A 25,528-nucleotide genomic window follows, 5' to 3' on the forward strand; every position below is an offset into this window, starting at 1 on the left:
AGTTCAAGGCAATGTCAATTGGCAAGTCTTTGAACCCAAGGCATCCGGGCTGACGGAGCCTTCGCCTGTGCGCTCTTGACGGACCATTGAACGGAAAAACCCGCCTGTGCGGCGGGCCCTTGGCGCAACTCAGCACCATGGGCAAATATGTAGCATAGTTGCCCTCACCCAGTCAAGAAAAAATTCCTATCAGGAGAAACTGCCGGCACAGCGGACTGGCAGTCGTCAGGTCTTTGTCGCCGAGTTCGGAGCCCAGTCTTTGGGCCAACCGAACCGTGGCGAGCGCATCTGTCCTGCGCGATTTCATGGGAAATTGACGGGCCGAGGCCAGTTTCGTTGGCAAGGAGGAGCTATTCCCTGCTAATCCGACGCGAACCAGGAAGCTGTGGACATCCCCGCATGACCAATGTCGCCTTGACCGGGCTCGCCCGCGATCTCGCCAGCCGTGCCGCCGAGGGCCGCCCGGTACGCATCGGCGTCATCGGTTCGGGCGAAATGGGCACCGATCTGGTCACGCAAGGCATGCTGATGCCCGGCATTTCGGTCTGCGCGGTCTCGACAAGACGTCCGCATACGGCGCGCGAAGCGGTCCGCATCGCCTATGGTGACGAAGCGATGGCCGTCGAAGCCGATACCGCTTCGAAAGTCACCGCGGCGATCGAGTCGGGAAAGATCGCCATCACCTCCAACGAGATGCTGGTCACCAATCCGCTGATCGACGTCGTCATCGACGCCACCGGCAAGCCCGGCGTCGCCGCCGACTTCGACCTGATGGCGATGCAGCATGGCAAGCATCTGGTGATGATGAATGTCGAGGCCGACGTCACTATCGGCTGCTATCTCAAGCAGCAGGCAGATCGCCTCGGCGTCGTCTATTCGGTCGGCGCCGGAGACGAGCCCTCGAGCTGCATGGAGCTGATCGAGTTCGCCTCCGCACTGGACTTGACCATCGTCTCGGCCGGCAAGGGCAAGAACAACCCGCTTAACCACGATGCCGTGCCCGACGACTATCGCGAGGAAGCGATCCGCCGCAACATGAACCCGCGCATGCTGGTCGAGTTCGTCGACGGTTCGAAAACCATGGTCGAGATGTGCGCCATCGCCAACGCCACCGGGCTGGTGCCCGACGTGCCCGGCATGCACGGCCCGAAGGCCGACCGCGACGACCTCGTCAAGGTGCTCATTCCGCGCGAGCATGGCGGGCTGCTCACGAAAAAGGGCGTTGTCGACTACACCATCGGCAAGGGTGTCGCACCCGGTGTCTTCGTCATCGTCGAGGCGACCCACCCGCGCATCGTCGAGCGCATGGACGACCTGCATATCGGCCACGGTCCCTATTACAGCCTGTTCCGACCCTACCATTTGACCTCGCTGGAAGTGCCGCTGACGGCGGCCCGCATCGTGCTCTTCGGCAAGCCCGACATGGTGCCGCTGCCAAGGCCGGTCGCCGAGGTATGCGCCGTCGCCAAGCGGGATCTGGCCGCCGGCGAAACCTTCGATGCGATCGGCGAGACCTGCTATCGCTCCTGGACGATGACCGTCGAAGACGCTCGCGCCCGGCGTGCCGTGCCGGTCGGCCTACTCGAGGGCGGCAAGGTGCTGAAACCGGTGAGGAAAGGCGAGCTGTTGACGGCCGACAACGCCGCACCCGACCGGGCGACGAGACTGTTCGCTCTGCGCCGGCTGCAGGATGAGATGCTGTACGAAAAATAAGCCCGTTGTGGCGCTGTCATGACAGATGCACTATATTGTAATGGCAGATGACGCTGAGGATCGACCAATGAACCTCCAGATCAGGGACCCGCGTGCACGTGAGCTGGCACAGCGGCTCGCCGCCAAACGCAAGATTTCGATGACCGAGGCGGTGATCGAAGCTCTTGAGTCCGAACTGAAACGGGAAAGTGGACGCGCTCCGTTGGCGCAGCGGCTGGCTGCCATCGCTGATGAACTCAAAGCCAGAGCTGGTCATGGCGGCCGGCCCGTAGACAAGGATGAGATCGATGAGATGTGGGGCCACTCTTGATGTTTGTCGACACCTCGGTGGTCGTCGCAATTCTTTCGGGAGAGGGAGATGCTGGCGAGTGGAGCAACCGCATCGCGGTAGCACCTCGCAAAATTACTTCCGCGTTGGTGGTGCTCGAAGCGGCTATGCGGCTTTCAACTATGCTGGCCGTTGAGCCGCTTGTCGCTGAAGTGGCGATAGAGGCTTTTCTGCGCGAGTCCGAAATCGAAATCGTTCCGATCGACGCCGGCGACGCCAAGCTCGCGGTCCAAGCTTTTTCAGACTATGGAAAAGGACGCGGGCATCCCGCCCAACTCAACCTGGCCGATTGCCTGTCCTATGCATGCGCAAAGAGTCGTGGCTCTGCTCTGCTCTACAAAGGCAACGACTTCTCGCATACCGATCTGGCCTAGGGAGTCTGCTCTATTTCCCCAGTTCGATCGACCGCAGCCGCGCCGCTTCCACCGCTTGCGTGAGGAGATTGGTCAACCGGTCCTCGCCCATCAGCACACCAAGCGCCGCCGCCGTCGTGCCGTTCGGGCTGGTCACCTGCTGGCGCAGCAGGCCCGGCTCCTCGCCGCTTTCGGCGGCGAGGGAGGCGGCACCATAGACGGTCTGCATGGCGAGCAGCCTGGCGGTCGCCGCCGGCAGGCCCGCCTTCTCGGCGGCGACGGTCAGCGCTTCGATGAAATGGAAGATATAGGCCGGCCCCGATCCCGACACGGCGGTCACCGCATCCATCAGTCCCTCCTCGTCGATGGTGGCCACTTCGCCGCTGGCCGACAAGAGGTCGGCGACGAAACGCTTGGTGTCGTCGGAAACCAGCGGATTGGAAAACACCACCATCATGCCCTTGCCAATGGAAGCAGGCGTGTTGGGCATGCAGCGCACAACAGGCGCGCGGTCGCCCAGGATTTCCTCGAAGGTGGCGACCGGCGTGCCCGCGGCAATGCTGACGAAGGTGGTGCGCCCTTCGCCGAAACGTTTGTAAGCGGCGGTGACGTCGCGGATCACCTGGGGCTTCACGGCGATGACGATGAGATCAGGCACGGCACCGGCCGGGATATCGGTGGCGTCGGCAGCCGTTCCGCATCCCAGTGCGGCCGCGCGCTGGCGCAGGTCGGCATTGGGCTCGACCACGAAAACGGACGACGGTGCAAGCTTGCCGGATTTCAGCCAGCCCGAGAGCATGGCGTAACCCATATTGCCGCAGCCGGCGAGAACAAGCCTGATCGTCATCGAAAGCCCTCCGAGGAAAGGCTTCACATAAACGCTCGCGGATCAACGGGGAAGCCCTGTCAGGTGGAGTGGCCCAATCGCGCGCCACGACCGGCGTTGCGCAGCGCGACCGGGCGCAGCGAAACTTGTCTGAGCCCAAGCACACCGAGCACGAAGAACAGCCACACCGGATCGCCGCGGTGGAAGAAGAAGCTTTCTAGGAAGGCGTTGAGCGCGGCGAACAGCACCACCATCATGAAGAAATCGCCGAGATAGATGTTTTCCTTGCGCAAGGGAATGCGCATGTAGTCGCGCAAAGGGGCGATCAGGAAAGTGTAGACCGCCACGCAAAGCGCCGGAATGCCCATCAGCACGGCGATGTCGAGATAACCGTCATGGCCGTGCACGATGGTCCTGATATCCCACGGTCGGTCGAAGGGCTGATCCTGGTTGAGCAGCAGCGGCGTTCCCCAGAAACTCTCATAACCGTAGCCGGTCCACGGTTTCTTCGCCAGCATCTCGCCGGCGAACTCCCAGAGCGTGGTGCGCCCGGTATAGGTCAGGCCGGGAAAATAGATCGCCGCCAGCTGTTTCACCGGCGGCAGGAAAACGATGCCCAGCGTGCCGACCGCGGTAGCGATGATCGCCAGCGCGAACAGGATCGGCGTGCCGAGCCGCATGCCGACGATGCTTGGAAACATGACGATCAGGATCGAGAACGGCACCAGGCCGGCCGTGGTCTTGGATCCGGTGTGCAGCATGAACACCATCGCCGCGAAGAAAATTCCGGCGCCCCAGAACCGCTGCCCGCGCCGGAAGAGATAGAGGCCGGCGAAACTGAAGCAGGCCATGACCGGGCCGGCGATGTTCTTGTGGGTGAAGACGCCGCGCCACAGGCCGGCATGTTCGGGTTCCTGCGAATCGGCCGTGTGCATTGCCTCGTGCGGAAAGACGATGAGGCCGAGATAGGACAGGCCCATGACGGCCACCGCGGTGAAGATGATGACCTTCGAGAAGGAGTCCGCATCGCGCGGCAGCACAAGGATGGTCGCCATGGTCAGGATGCCGATCATGGTGAAGGAGGCGGCGCGCATCGCCGAGGGCGGGTCTGTCGCCAGCACCACCGACAGGAAGAAGAAACCCAGCATCAGCATCCAGGAAGGGCTGAGCAGCGAACGCACGATGCGCGGCTCGGCGAACGCCATCAGCGAAAAGATGGAAACGGCGCCGAGCGAGCCGAAGCCGAGCTGGTTGACGATGTCGCCGCCTTCGCCGGTGAGTTCCGCGCCCGCGGGCTGGAACGGGCGGAAGGATATCAGGATGACGGTGAACAGCAGCGCCGCGATCGCGGTTGCCACGCCGTCGCGTGTGAACGCGGCGCTGAGCGGCGCGCGCTCAGTTCTTTTCAGGCTGGCGGTATTGCTCATTGGCATATCCGAATTCGGCCAGCACGCGGCCCAGCGCCACATGGACAGGGTAGATGGCGGCCGCCGGCGATCCTGTCCGTGCAAGCCTGGCGGCGCCGCGAAATGGCGAGGCGGCAAGCAGGGCCAGGCTCTTCAGCAACACCTTGACGCCGGCCAGCGGGGTGCCGGCGCGTTTCTTCTTTTCGACCAGCGTCGAGATCACGCCGTTGCGCAGGCTGCGGGCGCGGATCCAGTCGGCCTCGACCCGCCGGGCCGGGACTGTCTCGGTTACGCTGGCCTCGGCGCACCAGCCAAGCACGAAGCCGCGCTGCGCCGCCCGGCTCAGGAAGTCGGAATCGCCGCCGCCCATGAAATTGAATTTCAGGTCGAGGAACGGCGGCCCCATGGCGGTAAGCACGTTGCGCCCCACTAGGAGATTGCCGGACGAATAGAGCGCCGGCACGAGGCCCGTCTTGCGGTAGGGCGGCGCGAAGACCGGATGCTTGGCCCAGCGCGCATGGGCGGGATCGGCGAAGTCGGGCACTTGCGGACCGCCGACAACATCGGCGCCAAGGCTCTCGGCCGCCGCGCACATCCGTTCCAGCCAGTGCGGATCGGCTATCTCGTCATCGTCGATGACCAGCAGGTGCCTGAAATTCGGGAAATGCAGGATCGCCGTCTGCCAGCCGGCATTGTAGGCGCTGCAATTGCCGCGCTGATGCGCGATGATCACCATGCCCGGTATGTCGCCGCGCTCGAACAGCGGCAGCGACGCCTGGGCGCCGGCACGCGCCTCGGCCTCGTTCTCCATGACGATGACGGCAAAGCGCCTGCCGGTCTGCTGTGCCCGCAGCGACGCCAGCGTTTGCAGGACCTGGTCCGGCCGCTTGAAGGTCGGCAAGGTGACGACGGCTTCGACGCCCTCCGTGTCAAGCCGGGGGGATCGTCCCGCGATCGATACCGAACCGTCCGATGGCAAAGGGATCATCCGTGTCAGCCGCATGGTGGGTCGAGTTCTGTTAGCACCATGACGATAACGTTTCGTTAATCACCTTTCACGGAGTGGCTCTTCAAGCCGAGGTTTTGGGTCGTCGATGCGCGCGCGTTTAATCAAGGGTTCACCGCGCTTTGCTACCGGCTGCACCACAGGATAGGTGAGATGCATCTGCTGTTCGCCACATCGATCGTGCCCGATGGCGCTCTCGCATCGGGCTACGAGATCGCCAATGCTGCAATCATCGCTGCCTTGCGGCGCGCCGGCGCGCGCGTCACCGTCATCGGCTTCATCTGGCCGGGGAAAGCCGCGGCCGATCCTGAAAACACCATCGTGCTGGGTGCCGTCGACGTGCGCACCGAAAATGCTTCAGCGCTACAAAAGCTTGCCTGGGTGGGCAAGGCGGTGCTTTCGGGCCTCACCTTCGCGTCGGCCAAGTTGCGTGCGGTCTCCGATGCCGAAGTCCTCGCCGCCATCGAGCGCGCCGGCCCCTTCGACGGCTATGTGCTTAATTCCGTGCAGTTCGCCGGCGCCTTCGAAAAACTCTTCGACGAGCGGCCTTCGATCTTCGTCGCCCACAATGTCGAGCATCTTTCGGCGCGGGAAAATGCCGCTGCCGCCCCGGGCATCTTCCAGCGCCTGTTATTCCGCCGCGAGGCAAGGCTGCTCGAGAGCGTGGAAGAGCGTCTGTGCCGCCGCGCGCGTTTCGTCTTCACGCTGGCCGAGGAAGACCGTTCGGCACTTGGCGCGGCCTCCGACGACCGCTCGGCGGTGCTGCCGCTGGTGACGGGCGCCAGGCCACCGGCGCACAGCGGTCGGCGCAGGATCGAGTGCGACGCGGCGCTGATCGGCACCTGGACTTGGCAGCCGAACCGCATCGGGCTCGGCTGGTTCCTGGACAAGGTGGTGCCGCATCTGCGCCCAGACTTCCGCATCAGGATCGCCGGCAGCATCCCGTCTGACATCGCCTCGACGCATCCCGGCGTCGCTTTCGTCGGACGCGTGCCGGACGCCCAGGCTTTCATACGCGGCGGCGCCGTCATCCCGCTCATCAGCACCGCCGGCAGCGGCGTGCAATTGAAGACGATCGAAACGTTCGAGCTCGGCCTGCCCGCCGTTGCCACCAGCCACGCGCTGCGCGGCATCGACCATCGCCCGGTCAATTGCGCCGTCACCGACGATCCGGTCGCCTTTGCCAAGGCGCTGGAGGCCGCGGCGGCCGATATTACGGACGTCGACGGCAGCGCGTTCCACCGCCGGCAGCTCAAGGCGCTGGACGCCGCCATTCGGTTTGGCCTGGAGAAGCTCGGTCCGGTCATGCAGGAGGCGTTTGCATGAACATGCACGCCGCCCGCGCCTCGTTCGGGCCCGACACATTGAAGACGATCTTCGGCATCTCCGTGCTCGCCATTCGCTGGGACGACGCGATCGCCCTGCTGACGCGGCTGATCGCGGAACGACGCTTCACCAAGGTCAGCTTCCTCAACGCCCATAACGCCAATCTCGCCTACACCGATCCGGTGTTCGCCCAGGCGCTCGACGATTTTCTCATCCTGCCGGACGGCATCGGCGTCGATCTCGCAGCGCAGCTTCTCTATGGCGCGCCGTTCCCGGACAATCTCAACGGCACCGACTTCGTGCCGGCCTTTCTGCGGTCGGTGACCCGGCCGCTGACCGTGGGGCTGCTCGGCGCGACGCGCGTCAATGCCGAGGCCGCGTCGAAGAAGCTCGCGGCGATTGCCGTCCAGCACAGATTCGTGGTCATCCATGACGGCTACTTCTCCGCTGCGCAGGAGCCGGAAATCATCGAACGCATCGCGGCGCTGCGGCCTGATATGCTGCTGGTCGCCATGGGCGTGCCGCGCCAGGAATTGTGGATCGAACGGCACATCGACGAGCGCCACTGCACGCTGCCGGTCGCGGTCGGCGCGCTGCTGGATTTTCTCAGCGGCGCCGTGCCGCGCGCGCCCTTGTGGATACGGCGCCTCAGGCTGGAGTGGCTGTTTCGGCTGGCGGTCGAGCCGGGACGGCTCTGGCGCCGCTATGTGGTCGGCAACCCCTTGTTCCTGTGGCGGGTCCTCAAACAGAAATTGTTGAACCGGCCCCAAGCCGCCGGAGACGTCCGTTGAACGAGAGGTTCGTTCCGGGCGCGATCGCCGAACCCGGACTGCTTCGGGCAACGCCGACGGCAGCCATGGTGACGGCAAGCTATGCGCCGGATTTCGAGCGTTGCCGCTTGCTCTGCGAAACCCTCGACCGGCACGTCACGGGCGTCGCGCATCACTACATTCTGGTCGAAGGCCGCGACGTCAAATTGTTTCGACGGTTGGAGAGCGCCAACCGTTCCGTCGTCGACGAACGTGAGCTGCTGCCGCGCTGGCTGCATGTCTTCGACGATCCGCTCAGCCTGTTCCGGCGGCGCGTCTGGCTCAGCTTGAAGACGCAGCCGCTCCGCGGCTGGCACGTGCAGCAACTGCGCCGCATCGCCGTTGCGGCGCACGCATGCCAGGACGTCCTGGTCTTCTGCGATTCCGACGTCGCCTTCCTGAAGCCTTTCGATTGCGGCGCGTTCTGGCGCGACGGCAAGGCGCGGCTGTTCCGCCGTGACGGCGTGCTTGCGCAGGACGGTCATGACGAGCATCGCATATGGTCGCGCAATGCCGGCTCCGCGCTCGGCATCGATCCGTCGAGGAATTCGGTTCACGATTACATTTCGACGCTGATCGCCTGGCGCCGCGACACCGTGCTGGCCATGTGCAGTCGGATCGAGGAGGTGCATGGCCGAAACTGGGTCGAGGTCGTCGGCTCGGCGCGCAAATTCTCCGAATGCATGATCTATGGCCGCTATGTCGACGATCTGCTGGACGGCGCTGGCCACTTCCATGGCTCGGAAGAATTCTGCCGCGTCCACTGGACCGGTGAGGCGCTGTCGGATGATGAATTCCGTCGCTTCGTTGCCGCCATGGCGCCCGAACAGGTGGCGATCGGCATGCAGTCCTTCATCGGCACCGATACCGGCCGCATCCGCCGGCTGATCGGGCTCGACCGACCCTGATCCTGAAAAGCGAACCGGTTCTCGGAAAGACTGCCCGGATGAAGGATCAGATCGCCTTCGCCGGCTTGCGCAGCGCCGAATAGGTCAGCAGCATCGACGCGAGATAGAGCAGCAGGAAGACGACGTTGAGCGACAGCACCAGCTTCGATGTGTCGGCAATGGTTGTCAGCACATAGGTCAGCAGCAGCGCCTTGAGAGCGGCGAGCAGGCCGAGATTGAGCGCCCGCACCAGCGTCTGGCCGCGCGCGAACAGAAGTTCCGCCTGGTATTCGACCAGATTGCGCAGTCCCGGAACGCCGATCGCAAGCGCCACAAGGGGAGCGGCCTCCGAGACGTTCTTGCCGAGCGCCCCGGGGAAGAAATGCAGCACCACGGCAAGCGCCAGCAGCGCCAGCGCCGAGACCGCGAATACGCCGCCTTCGATGCCGCTCTTGACCGCCAGCCGTGACAAGAGCTCCGGGGCGCGCATCATGCGCTGCACCAGCATCATGGAGAAGGTGCGGATCGGGATCGCCGTCAGGTCGACCAGCCGCATGATGATGGCATAGATGCCGGCCAGGTGCGGCCCGCCGATCGCCAGCACCAGAAGCTTGTCGAACTCCATCTGCAGGTAGAACAACACCTCGGCGCCGGCGACGTAGATCGAATCGGCGAGCCGCCTGAGATAGAGCTCGCCGCGCAGCCGCAGCCGCTGGCGCGGATAGAAGAGGCCGAACGCGACCAGCAGCGAGGCCGCGTTCGCGCCGATATAGAACCAGGACCACACCCAGACGCTGTGTTGCGCCCAGAACATGAAGAGCACCGCGCCGGCTGCCCGCAACGCCGTCGCCAGGATCGCCAGCACGGCGGCACGGCCGAATTTGCCGAGACCGTTGTTGACGATCAGCGCCACCTCCACCGGCCGCCACAGAAGCGCCTCGGCAAAGACGATTGCCGCGAACACCGGCAGCGGCACGGTGCTGGCAAAGAAGATCAGGTAGACGATGTAGGAGGCCGCGGCGAGCAGCGGCAACGAGACGATGCCCAGCAGCAGGAAGCCTGCGGTGAAGGTGCCAATCAGGTTGGGGCGGATGGTGGCGGTGCGGTAGAGTGCCGAGATGAAGCCGAAGGCCAGAAGCCGCGACAGCATCACTCCGGCGGCCGAGGCGGTGGCGAACATGCCGAACTCGGCGATGGAAAGCGTATTGGCCAAGGCGATGAAGTAGGCGAGTGAAAACACCAGCCGCCCGCCGGCGCCGCTGATCGCTGAAAAATAGTCGCGAACCATCCCCCGTCTTTCGGCCACGAAGGTGCCGATCCGGGCGAGGGGCCGCCTCTGCGGTATGTCGCTGGCCTCAGTCATAGGTCAGGGAAAGGCATAGGCGGCAAAGTTTAACGTGCCCTTCTGAAATCTTCCTGCATCTGCTGAAATTCCAAGCAGCCGGCATCAAGCAATGCTTTCGGCCGCCTAAAATTAACCTTTTGTTTTCTATGCTTGTTTAGCGTGGCTTAACAAATGGCCGACTGCCGCTGTCTGGCGGCTGAAAGTAAGCTCCGCGACAATGGGCGACAGGGAAAATCGTGAGGACTGGAGGCGCGAGCGATCCTTGCTGGCGCTTGGCCAAGCCGTGCGCGGTGAGGACGAGGCATCGCTGGTCTCGCTAGGGGATCGGGCAAATCCGTCATGGCGCGAGGATGCCGCCACACGTCATCGCCTGGCGCGTTCGCAGCGCGAGGCGAAGATGAATCCGGCGCCTTCCGCATCCACCGCAACGCAACGCTTGCAGCCGGGCGGCGAGCCGGCTCCGGCGTCCGCCGGCATTTCGCGTTCGCACGATGGGGCCGGTATCGGCGGTTCGGACTCGGCGATGCCGTATGAAGAGACGGTTCCTGAGATCGCCTCGAGCGTTGATTCCCCGCGCAGCACATCCGAACCGCTGAGCGCGAGCGAAGCGGGAACATCTCCTGGCGAGGATGCCGACAGCCAGCAATGGAAGCCCCTGATCGATCCGATGCAGGTGGTTCGCGGCGTCGCCAGGTCCAAAGCGCTGATCATCACCACGACGGTACTGGGCGCGGCGCTCGGCGTTGCGATTGCCCTGTCGACGCCGAAGAAATACGAGTCCACCACCGAACTGATCGTCGACCCGCGCGACCTGAAGCTTACGGATCGCGATCTCACCCAGGCGGTGGTCATGCCCGACGCGGCGCTCGTCAACGTCGAGAACCAGATCAAGTTGCTGACCTCCGGCACCGTGTTGAACAAGGTTGTCCAGGAGCTCGACCTGGTCGACGACCCCGAGTTCAACGGCCAAGGCAATGGCGGCCTGGGCGTCATGTCGCTGATCCGCTCGATCCTGTTGCGCCAGGACGGACCGGGCGGTGTCGACCAATCCCGCCGCCTTTCCCTTGCCATCGTCAACCTGGCCGAGAGCGTTTCGGTCGAGCGCGGCGGCAAGACCTCCGTGATCACCATCGGCGTCACCACGCAGGACGCCCAGAAATCGGCGCTCATCGCGGAAACGATGACGAAGGTTTTCCTGCAGACTTCGGGTGAAATCCAGTCCGACACTGCCGGCCGGGCCAACAACGAACTGACGGCGAAACTCGACGAGATGCGCAAGGGCGTCGAAGCCGCCGAGCGCAAGGTCGAGGATTTCAGGGCCACCCATGATCTTGTCGACGCGCAGGGCCATCTGATCAGCGACGACCAGATGCTCAAGCTCAACGAGCAGCTTTCCGTCGCCCGCGCCCGCACGCTGGAGCTGAACGCCCGCGCGGCCTCGGCACGTCAGGTCAACGTGAATTCGGTGCTCAGCGGCACCTTGCCTGAAGAGATCAACTCCAACTCCATGAGCGATCTGCGCTCGCAATACGCAACGCTCAAACAGGAGGCTGATCGGGCAGCGGTCCGGCTCGGACCGCGCCATCCCGAGCGCCAGGCGCTCGAGGCCCAGCTCACCGGCGCGCGCGAACGCATCGTCGCCGAACTCAGCCGCATCGCGTCGTCGCTGCAGGTTGACCTGAAACGCTCGGTCCAGCTCGAACAGGACCTTGCTTCCCGCCTGGCGCAGATGAAGGTGCGCAGCGGCGACGTCAACAGCGACCTTGTCTCGATGCGCGAACTGGAACGCGAGGCCTCGGCCAAGCGCTCGGTCTATGAGCAATATCTCCTGCGCGCCAAGGAGACCGGCGAGCAGAAGAATATCAACACCGCCAATATGAGCGTCATCTCGCCCGCCTCCATTCCGCTGGAGCCGAACGGGCCGTCGCGCGCCGTGGTGGCGCTTGCCGGCCTGCTGCTGGGCTTTGCCTCCGGCGTCGGTCTCGGCGCCATGCGCGGCGCCTATGAAAGCCTGCGTGAGACCGCCGGGTCACGATCCCGCCGTGACCGCAAGATGGACGAACGCCGGGCGCCGCTCGATGACCAGGCATTCCGGGCGCCGCCTCCGCCGGCGCCGCCGATACCGCAAGCATCGCCGCCGCAATCACCGCCGCCGCCACCAGCATCAGTGCCGCCGCTTGCCGCGCAGCCCGGAGCCGCTGCCACCGAGGGTCCAAGCCGGATCGGCTTGCTGATGTCGAGGCTGCGCAAAGCCGTGTCCCGCAAGCCCGGCACCGAGGCGCAGGACGATGCGTTTCCCGGTGCATCTGCATCGGCCGCTGTCGCCGAAGAGGGCCGGCCGGCGAGCACTCCGGCATTTCCCGACTATCCGGCTCCGGATTCCGCCATTGGACATCGCCCGCCAGCTCCAGACTATCCGCGGCCATCTTTTCAGCCAGACGCGGACGCCGGCTATACGCGGCCCATGGGACCGCCATTGCGGTCGCCCCTGGTGCCGCAGCAGGCGATGTATCCGGCCTCGTCCCATCCCTATGCGCAGCCCTTGGTCTATCCGCACATGCAGCCTTGGCAGACGCGGTCGGCGGCAGGCCATCCCCAGGCCGCGGCGCCCTATGGCGCGCCCATGCCCTACCCGGCCGCACCCGCTCCGGCTCAGCCGTCGGCCTATCCCGCCGCGCCGCTGGAGCAGCCCGCCGCCGCCGAGAAGGGCGCCGAGCAGGCGTCGATCGAGGAAATTCGCGCCAGCCTGCGCGAATTTCGCGAGGCTGTTCGCGAGCTTACCGAGAGCCGCGCCGGCCGCCGCTATTTCTGAGCCACAAGATAGTCTCCTGTGTCGAACAAAAGCGGGCCGGTTTCGCGTAAACGGCATCGGACGGCGCTTTGACGGGATTGCGTGTTCGAATTTTCGTCAAAATGCCGCGCGGTGTCTTGCCGGAGACGCAGCCCGGCTGGCCGGGTCATGCAGGCTTCGGCACACGATTGAGAAAAGGATCCAAAGCGCCGCATTTTCAGACGCGGCCGGTTTGGCGGAACGTATCGAGGGGTGATTCATATGGCCGAAGTGATTGACGGCAAAAGCGTTGCCGAAGACGTGGTGCGGACGGTGAAGACCTTGACCGCGGAGCTTGTCGCCAAGGGCAAGATCCAGCCCGGCCTCGCCGTGGTTATCGTCGGCGAGGATCCGGCGAGCCAGGTCTACGTCGCCTCCAAATCCCGCACCGCCAAGGAATGCGGCTTTCATTCGGTCCAGCACACGCTGCCGGCGGACACCTCCCAGGAGGCGCTGCTCAAGATCATCGCCGACCTCAACGCCGATCCCGCCATCAACGGCATCCTGGTGCAGCTTCCGCTTCCCGCCCACATCGACGCCGGCAAGGTCATCCAGGCGATCGCGCCGCAGAAGGATGTCGACGGCTTCCATTTCATCAATGTCGGCAAGCTCGGCACCGGCGAACTCGACACCGCTTTCGTTCCCTGCACGCCCGCCGGCTCGATGCTCCTGATCGAGCGCGTGCGCGGCAAGGATCTGTCGGGCCTCAATGCCGTCGTCGTCGGCCGTTCCAACATCGTCGGCAAGCCGATGGCCAATCTCCTGCTCGCCGCCAATTGCACCGTCACCATCGCGCACAGCCGCACGAAGGATCTGCCGGGGCTGGCCCGCACCGCCGACATTCTCGTCGCCGCCGTTGGCCGGCCGGAGATGATCAGGGGCGATTGGGTGAAGCCCGGCGCAACCGTCATCGACGTCGGCATCAATCGCATCCCGGCCCCGGAGAAGGGGGAGGGCAAATCCCGCCTCGTCGGCGACGTCGCCTATGCCGAAGCGGCGAAGGCCGCCGGCGCCATCACGCCCGTGCCCGGCGGCGTCGGGCCGATGACCATTGCCATGCTGATGGCCAATACGTTAGCCTCCGCCTACCTTGCGGCCGGGTTGAAACGGCCCTCCTTCTGACCACCAGAAAGCAGCAGCTTTGCCGAACCCAACTATTCCCTTGGAACGGCCGGTCATGAATGATCCCGTTCAAGGCGGCCGGCAATTCGCATTCCTGCTGGTCGACAAGTTCTCCATGTTCTCGCTGGCCGCCGCGATCGACACGTTCCGTTCGGCGAACCGGCTGCTCGGCCGCGATTTCTACGGCTGGACGACGGTATCGGCCGATGGCGATCCGGTGATGGCGTCCAACGGCTTGCCGCTCAAGATCGACTATGCGGTTGCCGACCTTCCGCCGGTCGACATCCTCTTCGTCTCGGTCGGGCTGACCACGGAGTTTCCCGGCAAGAGCAAGGTTCTGGCGGCGCTGCGCAGCTGGGGCCGGCGCGGCAATGCGCTCGGCGCGCTGTCGGTCGGATCCTATTTGCTGGCCGAGGCCGGCCAGCTCGACGGCTATCGCTGCACCATCCATTGGGAGAACCGCGCCGGCTTCGTCGAGCGCTTTCCCGACATCAACTGCACTGGCAACGTCTTCGAGATCGACCGCAAGCGCTACACCTGCGCCGGCGGCACCACCTCGATCGACCTGATGCTGGAGATCGTGCGCGGCGACTTCGGCTCGAACCTCGCCAATGGCGTCGCCAACCAGTTCCAGCACGAGCGCATCCGCTCGGCCGGCGACCGCCAGCGCGTCGGGCCGGAGCGCGATCTCACCGGCAAGTCGGAGAAGCTCAGGCGCATCGTCGAGCTGATGGCCGACCATCTCGACGAGCCGCTCTCGGCGGTGCAGCTCGCCAAATCGGCCGGCCTTTCGGTGCGTCAGGTGGAGCGTTTGTTCCTGCGCCACCTCAACGTCACGCCCGGCCGCTACTACATGCGGCTGCGGTTGGAGCGGGCGCGCGAATTGTTGCGCCAGACCAACATGCCGATCCTCGATGTGGCGATCGCCACCGGCTTCACCTCGCATTCCTATTTTGCCCAGAGCTACCGGCTGCAGTTTGGCCGCCCGCCTTCCGAAGAGCGCCGCACCACCTACTAAGCCGCGGACAAGCCGCGTCCGGGCTTGTGTCCCAGGGTGGGCTCAAATAGCTTCAGCCGGCGGACGGGGCGGCTACTCAGGAGATTTTGATGGCGGGACTTGCACGGAGCGTCGCTGCGGCGTTTCTCCTTTTGTCGATGACGACATTCGGCTTTGCCGCGAACAAGCTCATCATCATCCTCGACGCTTCAGGGTCGATGTGGGCGCAGATCGACGGCAGGCCCAAGCTGGAAATCGCCCGTGAGTCGCTGAGAAGCGTGCTGCAATCGGTTCCCGCCGACGATGAACTCGGTTTCATGGCCTATGGCCATCGCAAGAAAGGCAGTTGCGAGGACATCCAGCTGATCGTACCGCCGCAGGCCGGCGCGGCGAGCGCGATTTCGGCCGCGGCCGACAGCATGAAATTCCTCGGCAAGACGCCGCTGACATCAGCCGTCAAGCAGGCGGCCGAAGCGCTGAAATACACCGAGGACAAGGCGACCGTCATTCTCATCACCGACGGGCTCGAGACCTGTGGCGGCGATCCTTGCGCGCTTGGCAAGGAACTCGAATCGTCCGGCGTCGATTTCACAGCCGACGTTGTCGGCTTTGGCCTTACGGCCGACGAAGGCAAGCAGATCGCTTGCCTCGCCGACAACACCGGCGGCAAGTACATCCAGGCGTCCGACGAGAAGGCGCTGCGGCAAGCTTTGGTCGAAACCGTCGCCGCACCGGCGCCGTCACCGCCCCCCGCGCCGGCGCCGGCAACCGAACCGGCGCCAGCGCCAGCGCCTGCGCCGGAGCCTGCAAGGCCTGCTTTCAATTTCCAGCCGACCGTGGTGATGGCCGAAGGCGGCGAGCCGATCACCGACGGCAATGCCTGGGAGATTTACAAAGCCAACCCCGACGGCTCGCGCGGCGAGTCTGTCACCACCGAATATGGCAGCTATAGCGGCAAACTCGATCCCGGCGACTATATCGTCGTCGCGCGCGACGACGAAGCCAAGGTCGAGCAGAAGGTCAAGATCGAGGCCGGCCAGGTCCAAAAACCGCTCTTTATCCTGAACGCCGGCACATTGATCATTCACCCGCATGCCAGCCAGGGTGCCGAGATCAGCAGCGAAGCCCGCGTCGATTTCGCCTATCCCGGTGGCAGCACCACCCATTACGGCGACACCCAGGCCATCGTGCCGGCGGGCGAACAGAAGGTGACGGTGCAGATCGGTGCCGGCACGGTGACGGAAACAATCCAGCTCGCCGCCGGGCAGACCGTAGAAAAGGACGTCGTGGTCGGCGTCGGCCAGGCCATGCTCAATGCCTACTATACGTCTGGCGGCGAGAAGGCCGACAATTCGGCCATCGGCTTTGAGATCGTCAAGGCGAAGAAGAAGATCGACGGCAGCCGCGACAGCGTCGAGCACTCCTATGGGGCCGACAGCAAGTTCTGGCTGCCGCCCGACGACTATGTGGCGGTGACAACGCTCGATCTCGCCGTCGTCGAGCAGCCTTTCAGCATCAAGCCCGGCGACAGCCAGGACGTGAAGGTCGTGCTCGATGCGGGCGTGCTCGCAATATCGGCGCCCGGCGCTTATTCGATTGAGGTGTTTTCGTCGAAAAAGGACATCGATGGCAAGCGCAAATCGCTCGGCTTCAACTACGGCGACAACTGGCAGCAGACGATCCCCGCCGGCGATTATGTCGTCGTCCGGCATATGTCGGATGAGGGTCATGACAAGGAGATGCCGGTGACAGTCAAGGCTGGCGAACGGGCCGAGATCACGGTTCAGTAGGGTTTGGTTGTCAGCAACAGAAGGGGCGGCCCACGAGCCGGCCTACCAGGCCGGTCTCGATTGGCGAACCGTCAAGTCAATCAACGACACCTACGACATTCCGGCCGTGCTGAAAGCTCGACCATGGCCGAGATGCGATGAATGTGCTGCCCGAAATCGCCGGCGCTTTAGCCGGCCGAGCGAAGGTTTACCCAGCGGCTCCAGTTACCATACCGAGCGGTTTAAGCGCCTTTCCTCTGTGGGTTTGTCGCGCTCCTAAAACCCTCGACATTTCACGAGTGAAAAGGGATTTGCGATCTATACGGAAATCCCGTATGATTGTAGCTCATGACGCAGGACAGGTTCGACTCTGCCAAGGATGCGGCGAATCGCGAAAAGCACAAATTACCGCTGGCCTTTGGCGATCGGATTTTTGAGGACGACAACCATCTCATTATCCCCTCCATCCGAGAGATCGACGGCGAGGAACGGTTCAAGGTGGTCGGCATCGTCGGGGAGAAGCTGTTCACCGGCGTCTTCGTCTGGCGGGGTGAACAGCCCCGCTTCATCTCAGTGAGAAGGAGCAACAAGGGTGAAGAACGAGCATATCTCGCTACCTGCTGACCCGGCTGACGCCGATGACTTCGACGTGACGGCTGGGGCGATGGACCGGGGCCAGCGCGCCCGCCTGATCCGCAAGACGAGGACCGGGCTTGGCCTGTCGCAGTCCGAGTTCGCCAGCCGCTTCCGGGTTCCGGTCGGCACGCTACGCGATTGGGAGCAGGCGCGGGCAACCGCGCCGGATTTCGCTATCGCCTATGTGCGCGTGATCGGTCAGCATCCGGACATGGTGGCGAAGGCCGTCGCATAGCTGGCGTCACCGAGGAGTTTCGGCTTGCATGTCGTAGTTTCGGCAGCTTCGCGAATTTGCCCATATGGCGAGCTGACGAAAAATTGAGATTTTGTGGTGATTCGGAGGAATCATGAACAGCTAGCGTACGCCGCCAGCGGAGAGCAGTTGCATTCGAGAAGCACAGTGGGGCGAGTTATTTACGGAAAGCCTTGTGCTTTGCCCTTTCGGCCACGTCCGATCTCAGAAATCCTAATCTTCGCAACAAAATAACCGGCTTTGACGACGATCCCCGCGACAAGCAAGTAATCCACATTTCAGCTACGGCGGCCAGGAGCCGTCCCTTTTCATTGCAGTGCGAATTCCGCTGCGTCGGTTCCAAACGCGCTGGCCCCATGGTCGGCTCGACCCACCAGCTGACGGAACCCGGCGAAGAGCTCACGGCCGAAGCCGAACTCATTGCCGATGAGATCGGCTTCCGCCGTCCGACGCAGCGCGAATTCCGCTGCCGGTACCAGCACTTCAAGCGTGCCGGCATCCGCATCCAGCCGGATGATGTCGCCGTCGTGGATCCTGGCGATCGGGCCGTCCTCGACCGCTTCCGGCGTGACATGGATCGCCGCCGGCACCTTGCCGGAGGCGCCGGACATGCGCCCGTCCGTGACCAGTGCGACGCGCTGGCCGCGATCCTGCAGGATGCCGAGCACGGTGGTCAGCTTGTGCAGTTCCGGCATGCCGTTGGCCTTCGGCCCCTGGAAGCGGATGACGGCGATGAAGTCGCCGGTGAGCGTGCCGGCCTTGAAGGCTTCGTTCAGCCCTTGCTGGCTGTCGAACACTTTGGCCGGCGCTTCGATGAGGCGCCGTTCCGGCTTCACCGCGGACGTCTTGATGACGGCATGGCCGAGATTGCCGGCCAGCACTTTGAGGCCGCCCGTCGGCTGAAAGGCTTTCTTGAACGGCGCCAGGACCTTCGCGTCGCCACTCGCGCGCGGGGCGGCTTCGCGCACGACGCTGCCGTCGGCACCGAGCTTTGCCTCGACTGCGTAGGGCCGCAGGCCTTCGCCCCATACCGTCTGCACATCTTCATGCAGCACGCCTTCGTCGAGCAGCTCGCGAATGAGGAAGCCGAGCCCGCCGGCGGCATGGAAATGGTTCACATCCGCAAGCCCGTTGGGATAGACGCGCGCCAGGAGCGGCACCGCTTCCGAGAGGTCGGAAATATCCTGCCAGGTCAGCGCGATCCCAGCGGCTGCGGCCATGGCGATCAGATGAATGGTATGGTTGGTCGAGCCGCCGGTCGCGTGCAGGCCAACCACGCCGTTGACGATGGAACGCTCGTCGATCATCCGCCCGACCGGCGTATAGGCGTTGCCAAGCGCGGTGATCGCCAGCGCCCGCTTGGTCGCCTCGCGGGTCAAGGCGTCTCGCAGCGGCGTGCCCGGATTGACGAAGGAAGCGCCTGGCGTGTGCAGGCCCATGATCTCCATCAACATCTGGTTGGAGTTGGCCGTGCCATAGAAGGTGCATGTCCCCGGTCCATGGTAGGATTTGGACTCGGCCTCTAGCAGTTCGGCGCGGCCTGCCTTGCCCTCGGCATAGAGCTGGCGAACCCTGGCCTTTTCATCGTTGGGCAGGCCTGTCGTCATCGGCCCGGCCGGAATGAACACCGCCGGCAGATGGCCGAAGGTCAGTGCCGCGATCACCAGCCCGGGCACGATCTTGTCGCAGACGCCCAGATAAACGGCGGCGTCGAACATATTGTGCGACAGGCCGATCGCGGCCGCCATGGCGATGACATCGCGCGAGAACAGCGAAAGCTCCATGCCCGGCTGCCCCTGGGTGACACCGTCGCACATCGCCGGCACGCCGCCGGCAACCTGGGCGATGCCGCCGGCCTCCCGCGCCGCTTCCTTGATCAGCGCCGGGAATGTCTCGAAGGGCTGATGCGCCGACAGCATGTCGTTGTAGGAGGTGATGATACCGAGGTTCGGCACCTTGTCGGCACCCAGCGCCACTTTCTCCGAGGGGCTGCACACGGCAAAGCCATGGGCAAGATTGCCGCAGGACAGCACCGCCCGGTTGGCGGTCTGGTTCGATGCGCTGGCGATGCGGCCGAGATAGCGCTCGCGGCCCGGCTTGGAGCGTTGGCGGATGCGCTCCGTGATGGCTTCGATATCGCGTCTTGCGGTCATGGCGTTCGGTCCTTTCAAGCGAGGTCCCGGAAACATCCTCCCGCCGTTTGCCGGGACCAGATAAGTCTAGAGTTAGGGTGCCCAGAAAACCTCTACAGGCCTGGGGGCGGTGTCGAGCACGGCGCGGATCGGCTTTCGCGGACCGGGTGCCACCGCGCCGTCGAAGGCGGTGCGTTTGTCCTCGCCCTCTATGTGCAGCGCCAGGAAGCCGGCATCGATGATGCGCGCCAGCGACAGGGTCAGCCGCGGCTCGCCGGCGCTTGCCGCATGAACCGGCAGCACGATCCTGTCCGAGGACGGGTCGAGCAATTTCGCCAGATCGTCGGCGTCTGGAAAGAATGAGGCGGTATGGCCGTCAGGTCCCATGCCGAGCACGGCGACGTCGAGCGGCCAGGGCAGGGACTGGAGCGCCGCATTGTCCGATCTCGCGGCATCCTCGATGCTGACGGCTTCATGATAGAGCGGCACGAACCGTGCCGCCGCAGCCGCGTTCTGCAACAAATTGGCGGCCACCAGTCCGGCATTGGAACGCGGCGAGGAGGCCGGCACGAAGCGCTCGTCGATCAGCGTCACCGCTACCTTGTCCCAGGCGATCGGTATTCCCGACAGGGCAGCAAAGAATTTTGCCGGCGTCGTGCCGCCGGAAACGGCCAGTAACGCCGTGCCGCGCGCCGCGATTGCCTTTGCCAGCCGGTCGGCGACGCGGCCGGCCAGCGCAGCCGCCAGTTCCGTGCGGTCGGAAAAGCCATTCCAGTTGTAGCTGGCGCTGTTCAATTGCTCTCGTGCCATGTCCGCCCGTCACGTTCGATCAGCGCTATCGAGGCCGAAGGTCCCCAGGTGCCCGCCGTATAGCCCTGCGCCTCCTGCCTGGCGCTTTCCCAGGCGTTCTGGATCGGGTCGATCCACCTCCACGCGGCCTCGACCTCGTCGCGGCGCATGAACAGCGTCTGGTTGCCGCGCACGACATCCATGATCAGCCGTTCATAAGCGTCCGGCGCGCGGCCGTCGAAGGACTGCGCGAAGCTCATGTCGAGCGAAATCTGCCGCAGCCGCATGCCGCCCGGACCCGGGTCCTTGATCATGATGAATTGCTTGACGCCTTCGTCGGGCTGCAGCCGGATGACCAGCTGGTTGGCGAAGATCGGCCCGGCGCTGTCGCCGCCGAAGATCGAATGCGGGATCGGCTTGAACTCGATGACGATCTCCGAGACCCGGGTTGCCAGCCGCTTGCCGGTCCTGAGGTAGAACGGAACGCCTGCCCAGCGCCAGTTGCCGATCTCGGCCTTGATCGCGACGAAGGTTTCGGTGTTGCTGTCCTTGCCGAGCTCCTCGACATAGCCTTTCACCGGCCCGCCTGCGGAAGCGCCGGCGCGGTATTGTCCACGCACCGTGTGCTTCGGCGCCTCGTTGCCGTTGATGCGCTTGAGCGCGCGCAGCACCTTCAGCTTCTCGTCACGCACGGCGTCGGCGTCCATCGACGATGGCGCTTCCATGGCCACCAGGCAGAGCAGTTGCAGCATATGGTTCTGCACCATGTCGCGCAGCGCGCCGGCCTTGTCGTAATAGGTGACACGATCTTCCAGGCCGACGGTCTCGGCGACGGTGATCTGCACGTGGTCGATATGGGCGGAATTCCACAGCGGCTCGTAGAGCGCATTGGCAAAACGCAGCGCCATCAGGTTCTGCACCGTTTCCTTGCCGAGATAATGGTCGATGCGGAAGATCTGGCTTTCGTGGAAATCGTCGCCGACCAGATCGTTGAGCGTTTGCGCCGAAGCGAGGTCGCGGCCGATCGGTTTCTCCAGCACGATGCGCGAATTCGGCGTGATCAGATCGTGTTCTTTCAGCTTGTGCGAGATGTCGCCGAACAGCGCCGGCGCCACCGCCAGATAGAAGGCGCGGATGCAGTCGCTGTCGCCGATCGCCTTCTTCAGCCTGTCGAACCCCGCGCCGCTCGTGGCATCGGCCGGGACATAGGAAAGCCGCGCCAGGAAGGTTTTGAGCTCCTTGGGATCGATATCGGCCGCCTTGACGTGGTCGGAAATAGCCTGCTTGGCGAAAGCCCGAAATTCGTCATCACTCATCTTCGAACGCGACGTGCCGATGATGCGGGTTGGCTCGGAAAATTGATGGTCGCGCTGGCGATAGTAGAGCGACGGAAGAAGTTTGCGTTCCGACAGGTCGCCGGTGCCACCGAAAATGATGAAGTCGAAAGGGTCGACGGGGATGATCTGGCTGGTCATGGTCTATCCGCTTTGACGCCGGTCGCGAGTACGCGGCTGATATATTCTAATCGATTTAAATTTTCCAGTGCCATGGTGTCACATCGACGACCGATCGCTACATATTTGCGTCGGTCCAGATGTGCGCTTGACACTGGCACCAAGCGAAGGCTTGTCGGCAAACGACAACTCCGCCAAGCCTTCGCAGTTGCAGCATAGGACGTGAATGTGACGAAAGCTAAGGGAGAATCAGCGCTTTGCCTGTCGTGGCACAGGCCATGATGCCGGCAGCCCACGGTAAAAGCCACGCGATGAACCCAGGGAGCGGAAAAACATGCGTCTGAAGGACAAGGTCGCCATCGTCACCGGGGCCGCTTCGGGTTTCGGCGAGGGCATTGCCCGTCGCTTCGCCGAGGAGGGCGCCAGGATCGTCGTGGCCGACCTCAATGCCAAGGGCGCCGAACGCGTAGCCGGCGAGATCGGCGAGGCGGCGATCTGGACCCAGACCGACGTTTCGCAGCGCTCCGAATTCGACGAGATGGTCCATGCCGCCAAAAGCGCCTTCGGACGTATCGACATCATGGTCAACAATGCCGGGTTCACCCATCGCAATGGCGACATGCTCGAAGTCGACGAGGCGACGTTCGACCTGATCACATCGGTCAACATGAAGGCCATCTATCATGCTGCCCTTGCCGTCGTGCCGATCATGGAGCGGCAAGGCGGGGGCGTCATCCTGACCACGGCCTCCACCGCTGGCCTGCGCCCTCGGCCCGGCCTCACCTGGTACAACGCCTCCAAGGGCTGGGCGATCACCGCCACCAAGTCGATGGCGGTGGAACTCGCGCCGAAGAACATCCGCGTCAACTGCCTGTGTCCGGTGGCCGGCGAGACCGGCATGCTGGAAAAATTCATGGGCGCCGATACACCTGAAATCCGCGAGAAATTCCGCGCCTCGATCCCCCTCGGTCGGCTTTCGACCCCGCTCGACATCGCCAATGCGGCACTGTGGCTGGCATCCGACGAGGCCGTCTTCATTACTGGCGTTGCGCTGGAGGTCGACGGCGGGCGCTGCATCTGACGCACACCGTCATCGCTGCGCCAAAGATCGGCTCGGCCGTGCCTGCCTTAATCGTGGCGCTGGTGCGTCAGGCGCCGGTCTTGATGTAGGTTTTGTAGACCCAGCCTGTCTTGCCGTTGTAGACGATCTGGCACCAACGCTTGCAGCTCATCACTTGCACCGAGGTCTTGGCGGGCACCGTGACGATGGCGGCCGCATTCTTCTTCGGGCCGCTACGCATAGTCACGGCCCTGAGGATGCGCCCGGTGCCAGCCGCGGCCGCTTTGCGCGGTTCGGCCTTGCTGTCGTCATCCTGCGCGGCAGATTGCTGCGACGCTACTTGTGGTTGCGCGGCCGGAATGGCGGCGGTCTGCGCGCCATCGGGACTGCTGCCCGCCGCCGGGGCCGGTGCGGCGACCTTGGCGAGCTCGGTGGCGGCGTCGGTGTCGGCAGCGGGTTGCGCGAATGCCGCCGCCGCCGGCTTGTCAGGCCTCTGCCCGGCCTTGCTCGCCGACTGGCCGGAAGCAGCCGGTGCGGTCTTCGATTGGGAGGCGGTCCAGCGCGGGTCGTTCGCCGCGAGCGCCGGAATGGCGGCTTCCGAGACAGCCACGGTCGGCGAGACCTGGTCGGACTTTCGCGCCGCTTGCGGCACCGCCGCCGCGGCCGCCGTGATCCCCGCTGGCGCGATCTTCGTCGTCTTCACCGGAACGGCCGGAATGGCTTGCCCTGGATTGGCAACCGCTTGCCGCTCGTTCGCCGGCAACGCCAACCACAGTGCCACCGCGGCCACGCCGAGCAGCGCGGCCGTGCCGACCGCGGCAATCACCAGATGCGAGTTCGAACGGACTTCCTGCCAGAATGACGGGCGCATGTCGTAGCCGAACTGCATGGCAAAGCGCCGACGTTCCGGAGCACCGAAACTGAAGGGCTCTCTCACTCTTGCCACCTCCATAAGGGGCCGATCTTCTTCGATCAAACACCGCAATGCGTGCGTCGGTCGCACCGGTCCCAAATCAAACAGCGGGCGGGCCCGCAGAAAATCCCCGTCTATATTCGCTAGAGATTGCACTTTTTGCCCGCGATTGTGGCATCAGTGCGCCATTGCTGAAGATTCTGCAACGCTTGGATGTCGCGGCCCCCATGATATTACTCAACAATTGTTAAATCCTGTCGCGCAACGCGAACCAGTTGAGCGCCAGGAAAAGCAGCGGCGCGCGCAAGCGCCGGCCACCGGGGAACGGCGGAATCTTCAAATCCTCGATCAGCTTTAGCCGGTCGCGGTTGCCGGCTACCGTTTCGGCATAGAGCTTGCCGAAGAAGTTCGACAGCATGACGCCGTGGCCGGAATAGCCGCCGGCCGAGATCACATTCGGCATCACTTCCCGCACGAACGGCTTTCTCGGCACCGTGATGCCGACATAGCCGCCCCAGCCATGCGTGATTTCGACGTCCCTCAGTGCGGGATAGAGTTCCGCGATCTGGCGGCGGATATGGATATGGATGTCCTTGGGGTCGTTGACGCCGTAGACCTCGCGTCCGCCGAACAGCAGCCGGCCATCCCTCGACTTGCGGAAGTAGCGCACGACGAAGCGGGAATCATCGACGGCCTCGCCGCCCGGCAGCACGTTCGAATCCGCTCCAAGCGGCACGGTCGCGCCGATGAACGAGCCGATCGGCATGATGTGCGCGGCACTCACCGGTTCGAGCGTGCCGCCATAGGCATTGACCGCGATCAGGCATTTCTGCGCTGTGATCGTCCCCCTGGCTGTCGAAACCTTCACCGTGCCGCCGCTCGAAACAATGCCGGTCGACGGCTTCGCTTCGAACAATCGTGCGCCGGCCTGTGCCGCCGCCCGCGCCGTGCCGATCACCAGTTTCATCGGATGGATATGGCCGGTGCCGGTGTCGCGCGTCCCGCCGAAATAGGCCGTCGAGCCCAGCCGCTGCGCAGTTTCCGTCGCGTCCATGAACGAAATGTGCGGATAGGAGAAGCGGCTGGCCATGATCTCGGCATGCGCCTTGTAGTCGTCGACATAGCGCGGCTTGTGCGCAACCGAGAGCTGGCCCGGCATGTAGTCGATATCGATCTGGTTGGCGGCGGCGAATTCGAGCAGATGTGCCTTCGCCTCCTCGGCGAGGTCGAACAGTGCCTTGGCGCGGGAAAACCCGTACTCGGCCTCCAATTCCTCGGCCCAGGCGCGCTGCCCGGTGCCGAGCTGGCCGCCATTGCGCCCGGAAGCGCCGTCTCCGAAGCGATACGCCTCGATCAAAACCACATTGGTGCCCGCCTTGGCCAGATGCACCGCCGCCGACAAGCCGGTGAAACCGCCCCCAACGATAACGACGTCGCAGCTCCGGTCACCGTCCAGCGCCGGATACTCGGGTCGCGGGCCGGCCGTGTCCTCGTACCAGGAACGGCCGGGGGAGATCGGGGATTGGTAGGGCATGATGCTCACGGAGTAGGGGAGTAGGGGAGTAGGGGAGTAG

The 25,528-nt window shown here is 64.2% G+C and carries 22 protein-coding genes; 13 read left to right on the forward strand and 9 right to left on the reverse strand.

Annotated elements, in window-relative coordinates; all coding sequences use genetic code 11:
• Window positions 1-399: 399 nt before the first annotated feature.
• From LB547_RS09070 to LB547_RS09080, 3 genes are all read left to right on the forward strand, one after another.
• Complete coding sequence (locus LB547_RS09070; RefSeq protein ID WP_140672507.1) at window positions 400-1,713, forward strand: NAD(P)H-dependent oxidoreductase; 1,314 nt, start codon at window positions 400-402, stop codon at window positions 1,711-1,713.
• A 67-nt stretch (window positions 1,714-1,780) separates the two neighbouring features.
• A complete protein-coding gene (locus LB547_RS09075) occupies window positions 1,781-2,023 on the forward strand; it encodes a type II toxin-antitoxin system VapB family antitoxin (RefSeq protein ID WP_140501063.1) in 243 nt (80 codons plus the stop codon).
• Window positions 2,023-2,415 carry a type II toxin-antitoxin system VapC family toxin gene (locus LB547_RS09080; RefSeq protein WP_140501065.1) on the forward strand — a complete coding sequence of 131 codons (393 nt, stop codon included), beginning with the start codon at window positions 2,023-2,025 and terminating at the stop codon, window positions 2,413-2,415. Before LB547_RS09075 ends, LB547_RS09080 begins: the two co-directional genes overlap by 1 nt.
• 10 nt (window positions 2,416-2,425) lie before the next feature.
• Here LB547_RS09080 and proC read toward each other — a convergent pair whose 3' ends face one another.
• Genes proC through LB547_RS09095 form a run of 3 tightly spaced genes read right to left on the reverse strand, consistent with a single transcriptional unit; the run spans window position 2,426 to window position 5,614 of the window.
• Entirely contained in the window at window positions 2,426-3,241 is an 816-nt protein-coding gene (gene proC / locus LB547_RS09085; protein WP_140501067.1) for a pyrroline-5-carboxylate reductase, read from the reverse strand.
• A 59-nt stretch (window positions 3,242-3,300) separates the two neighbouring features.
• On the reverse strand, window positions 3,301-4,647 hold the full coding sequence (locus tag LB547_RS09090; protein ID WP_140760641.1) for an O-antigen ligase family protein: 1,347 nt from the start codon (window positions 4,645-4,647) through the stop codon (window positions 3,301-3,303).
• Window positions 4,616-5,614 carry a glycosyltransferase family 2 protein gene (locus tag LB547_RS09095; protein WP_140760644.1) on the reverse strand — a complete coding sequence of 333 codons (999 nt, stop codon included), beginning with the start codon at window positions 5,612-5,614 and terminating at the stop codon, window positions 4,616-4,618. Before LB547_RS09095 ends, LB547_RS09090 begins: the two co-directional genes overlap by 32 nt.
• A 171-nt stretch (window positions 5,615-5,785) precedes the next feature.
• Here LB547_RS09095 and LB547_RS09100 point away from each other — a divergent pair, with 171 nt between their 5' ends.
• From LB547_RS09100 to LB547_RS09110, 3 genes are read left to right on the forward strand one after another with little or no spacing between them, the layout of a single operon-like run.
• Window positions 5,786-6,958 (forward strand): glycosyltransferase family 4 protein, encoded by a 1,173-nt coding sequence (locus LB547_RS09100; protein ID WP_140760647.1) that lies wholly within the window; start codon window positions 5,786-5,788, stop codon window positions 6,956-6,958.
• A complete protein-coding gene (locus LB547_RS09105) occupies window positions 6,955-7,749 on the forward strand; it encodes a WecB/TagA/CpsF family glycosyltransferase (protein ID WP_140625623.1) in 795 nt (264 codons plus the stop codon). Before LB547_RS09100 ends, LB547_RS09105 begins: the two co-directional genes overlap by 4 nt.
• Entirely contained in the window at window positions 7,746-8,675 is a 930-nt protein-coding gene (locus tag LB547_RS09110) for a DUF6492 family protein (protein ID WP_140686545.1), read from the forward strand. Before LB547_RS09105 ends, LB547_RS09110 begins: the two co-directional genes overlap by 4 nt.
• A gap of 46 nt (window positions 8,676-8,721) precedes the next feature.
• Here the strand turns inward: LB547_RS09110 and LB547_RS09115 are convergent, their stop codons facing one another.
• Window positions 8,722-10,017 (reverse strand): lipopolysaccharide biosynthesis protein, encoded by a 1,296-nt coding sequence (locus tag LB547_RS09115; RefSeq protein ID WP_140760649.1) that lies wholly within the window; start codon window positions 10,015-10,017, stop codon window positions 8,722-8,724.
• A 199-nt stretch (window positions 10,018-10,216) separates the two neighbouring features.
• Here LB547_RS09115 and LB547_RS09120 point away from each other — a divergent pair, with 199 nt between their 5' ends.
• From LB547_RS09120 to LB547_RS09150, 6 genes are all read left to right on the forward strand, one after another.
• The gene (locus LB547_RS09120) at window positions 10,217-12,811 is read left to right on the forward strand and encodes a GumC family protein (RefSeq protein WP_140760652.1); all 2,595 of its coding nucleotides are present in this window, start codon (window positions 10,217-10,219) and stop codon (window positions 12,809-12,811) included.
• A gap of 240 nt (window positions 12,812-13,051) precedes the next feature.
• Entirely contained in the window at window positions 13,052-13,951 is a 900-nt protein-coding gene (folD, locus tag LB547_RS09125; protein ID WP_140501082.1) for a bifunctional methylenetetrahydrofolate dehydrogenase/methenyltetrahydrofolate cyclohydrolase FolD, read from the forward strand.
• Between the two features lie 55 nt (window positions 13,952-14,006).
• Complete coding sequence (locus LB547_RS09130) at window positions 14,007-14,969, forward strand: GlxA family transcriptional regulator (protein WP_140501084.1); 963 nt, start codon at window positions 14,007-14,009, stop codon at window positions 14,967-14,969.
• Window positions 14,970-15,058: 89 nt separating this feature from the next.
• Window positions 15,059-16,738 carry a vWA domain-containing protein gene (locus LB547_RS09135; RefSeq protein ID WP_140760657.1) on the forward strand — a complete coding sequence of 560 codons (1,680 nt, stop codon included), beginning with the start codon at window positions 15,059-15,061 and terminating at the stop codon, window positions 16,736-16,738.
• Window positions 16,739-17,065: 327 nt separating this feature from the next.
• The gene (locus LB547_RS09145) at window positions 17,066-17,341 is read left to right on the forward strand and encodes a BrnT family toxin (protein ID WP_140501088.1); all 276 of its coding nucleotides are present in this window, start codon (window positions 17,066-17,068) and stop codon (window positions 17,339-17,341) included.
• Window positions 17,310-17,588 (forward strand): helix-turn-helix domain-containing protein, encoded by a 279-nt coding sequence (locus LB547_RS09150; RefSeq protein ID WP_140501090.1) that lies wholly within the window; start codon window positions 17,310-17,312, stop codon window positions 17,586-17,588. The genes LB547_RS09145 and LB547_RS09150 overlap by 32 nt, the downstream gene beginning before the upstream one ends.
• Window positions 17,589-17,914: 326 nt before the next feature.
• Here the strand turns inward: LB547_RS09150 and edd are convergent, their stop codons facing one another.
• The 3 genes from edd to zwf all read right to left on the reverse strand — a co-directional run bounded on the left by edd (window position 17,915) and on the right by zwf (window position 22,002).
• Window positions 17,915-19,759 carry a phosphogluconate dehydratase gene (edd, locus tag LB547_RS09155; RefSeq protein WP_140525577.1) on the reverse strand — a complete coding sequence of 615 codons (1,845 nt, stop codon included), beginning with the start codon at window positions 19,757-19,759 and terminating at the stop codon, window positions 17,915-17,917.
• A gap of 72 nt (window positions 19,760-19,831) precedes the next feature.
• Complete coding sequence (pgl, locus tag LB547_RS09160; protein ID WP_140760660.1) at window positions 19,832-20,548, reverse strand: 6-phosphogluconolactonase; 717 nt, start codon at window positions 20,546-20,548, stop codon at window positions 19,832-19,834.
• Entirely contained in the window at window positions 20,530-22,002 is a 1,473-nt protein-coding gene (zwf, locus tag LB547_RS09165) for a glucose-6-phosphate dehydrogenase (RefSeq protein WP_140501096.1), read from the reverse strand. The genes pgl and zwf overlap by 19 nt, the downstream gene beginning before the upstream one ends.
• Before the next feature lie 313 nt (window positions 22,003-22,315).
• Between zwf and LB547_RS09170 the strand changes: the two genes are divergently transcribed.
• The gene (locus tag LB547_RS09170; RefSeq protein WP_140513390.1) at window positions 22,316-23,062 is read left to right on the forward strand and encodes an SDR family oxidoreductase; all 747 of its coding nucleotides are present in this window, start codon (window positions 22,316-22,318) and stop codon (window positions 23,060-23,062) included.
• A gap of 67 nt (window positions 23,063-23,129) precedes the next feature.
• Here the strand turns inward: LB547_RS09170 and LB547_RS09175 are convergent, their stop codons facing one another.
• Both LB547_RS09175 and LB547_RS09180 read right to left on the reverse strand, forming a co-directional pair.
• Complete coding sequence (locus tag LB547_RS09175) at window positions 23,130-23,978, reverse strand: SH3 domain-containing protein (RefSeq protein ID WP_224656002.1); 849 nt, start codon at window positions 23,976-23,978, stop codon at window positions 23,130-23,132.
• 223 nt (window positions 23,979-24,201) lie between these two features.
• On the reverse strand, window positions 24,202-25,488 hold the full coding sequence (locus LB547_RS09180) for an NAD(P)/FAD-dependent oxidoreductase (protein WP_140760672.1): 1,287 nt from the start codon (window positions 25,486-25,488) through the stop codon (window positions 24,202-24,204).
• Window positions 25,489-25,528 lie beyond the last annotated feature (40 nt).

The organism is Mesorhizobium sp. B264B1B, from assembly GCF_020165765.1.
Lineage (GTDB): Bacteria > Pseudomonadota > Alphaproteobacteria > Rhizobiales > Rhizobiaceae > Mesorhizobium.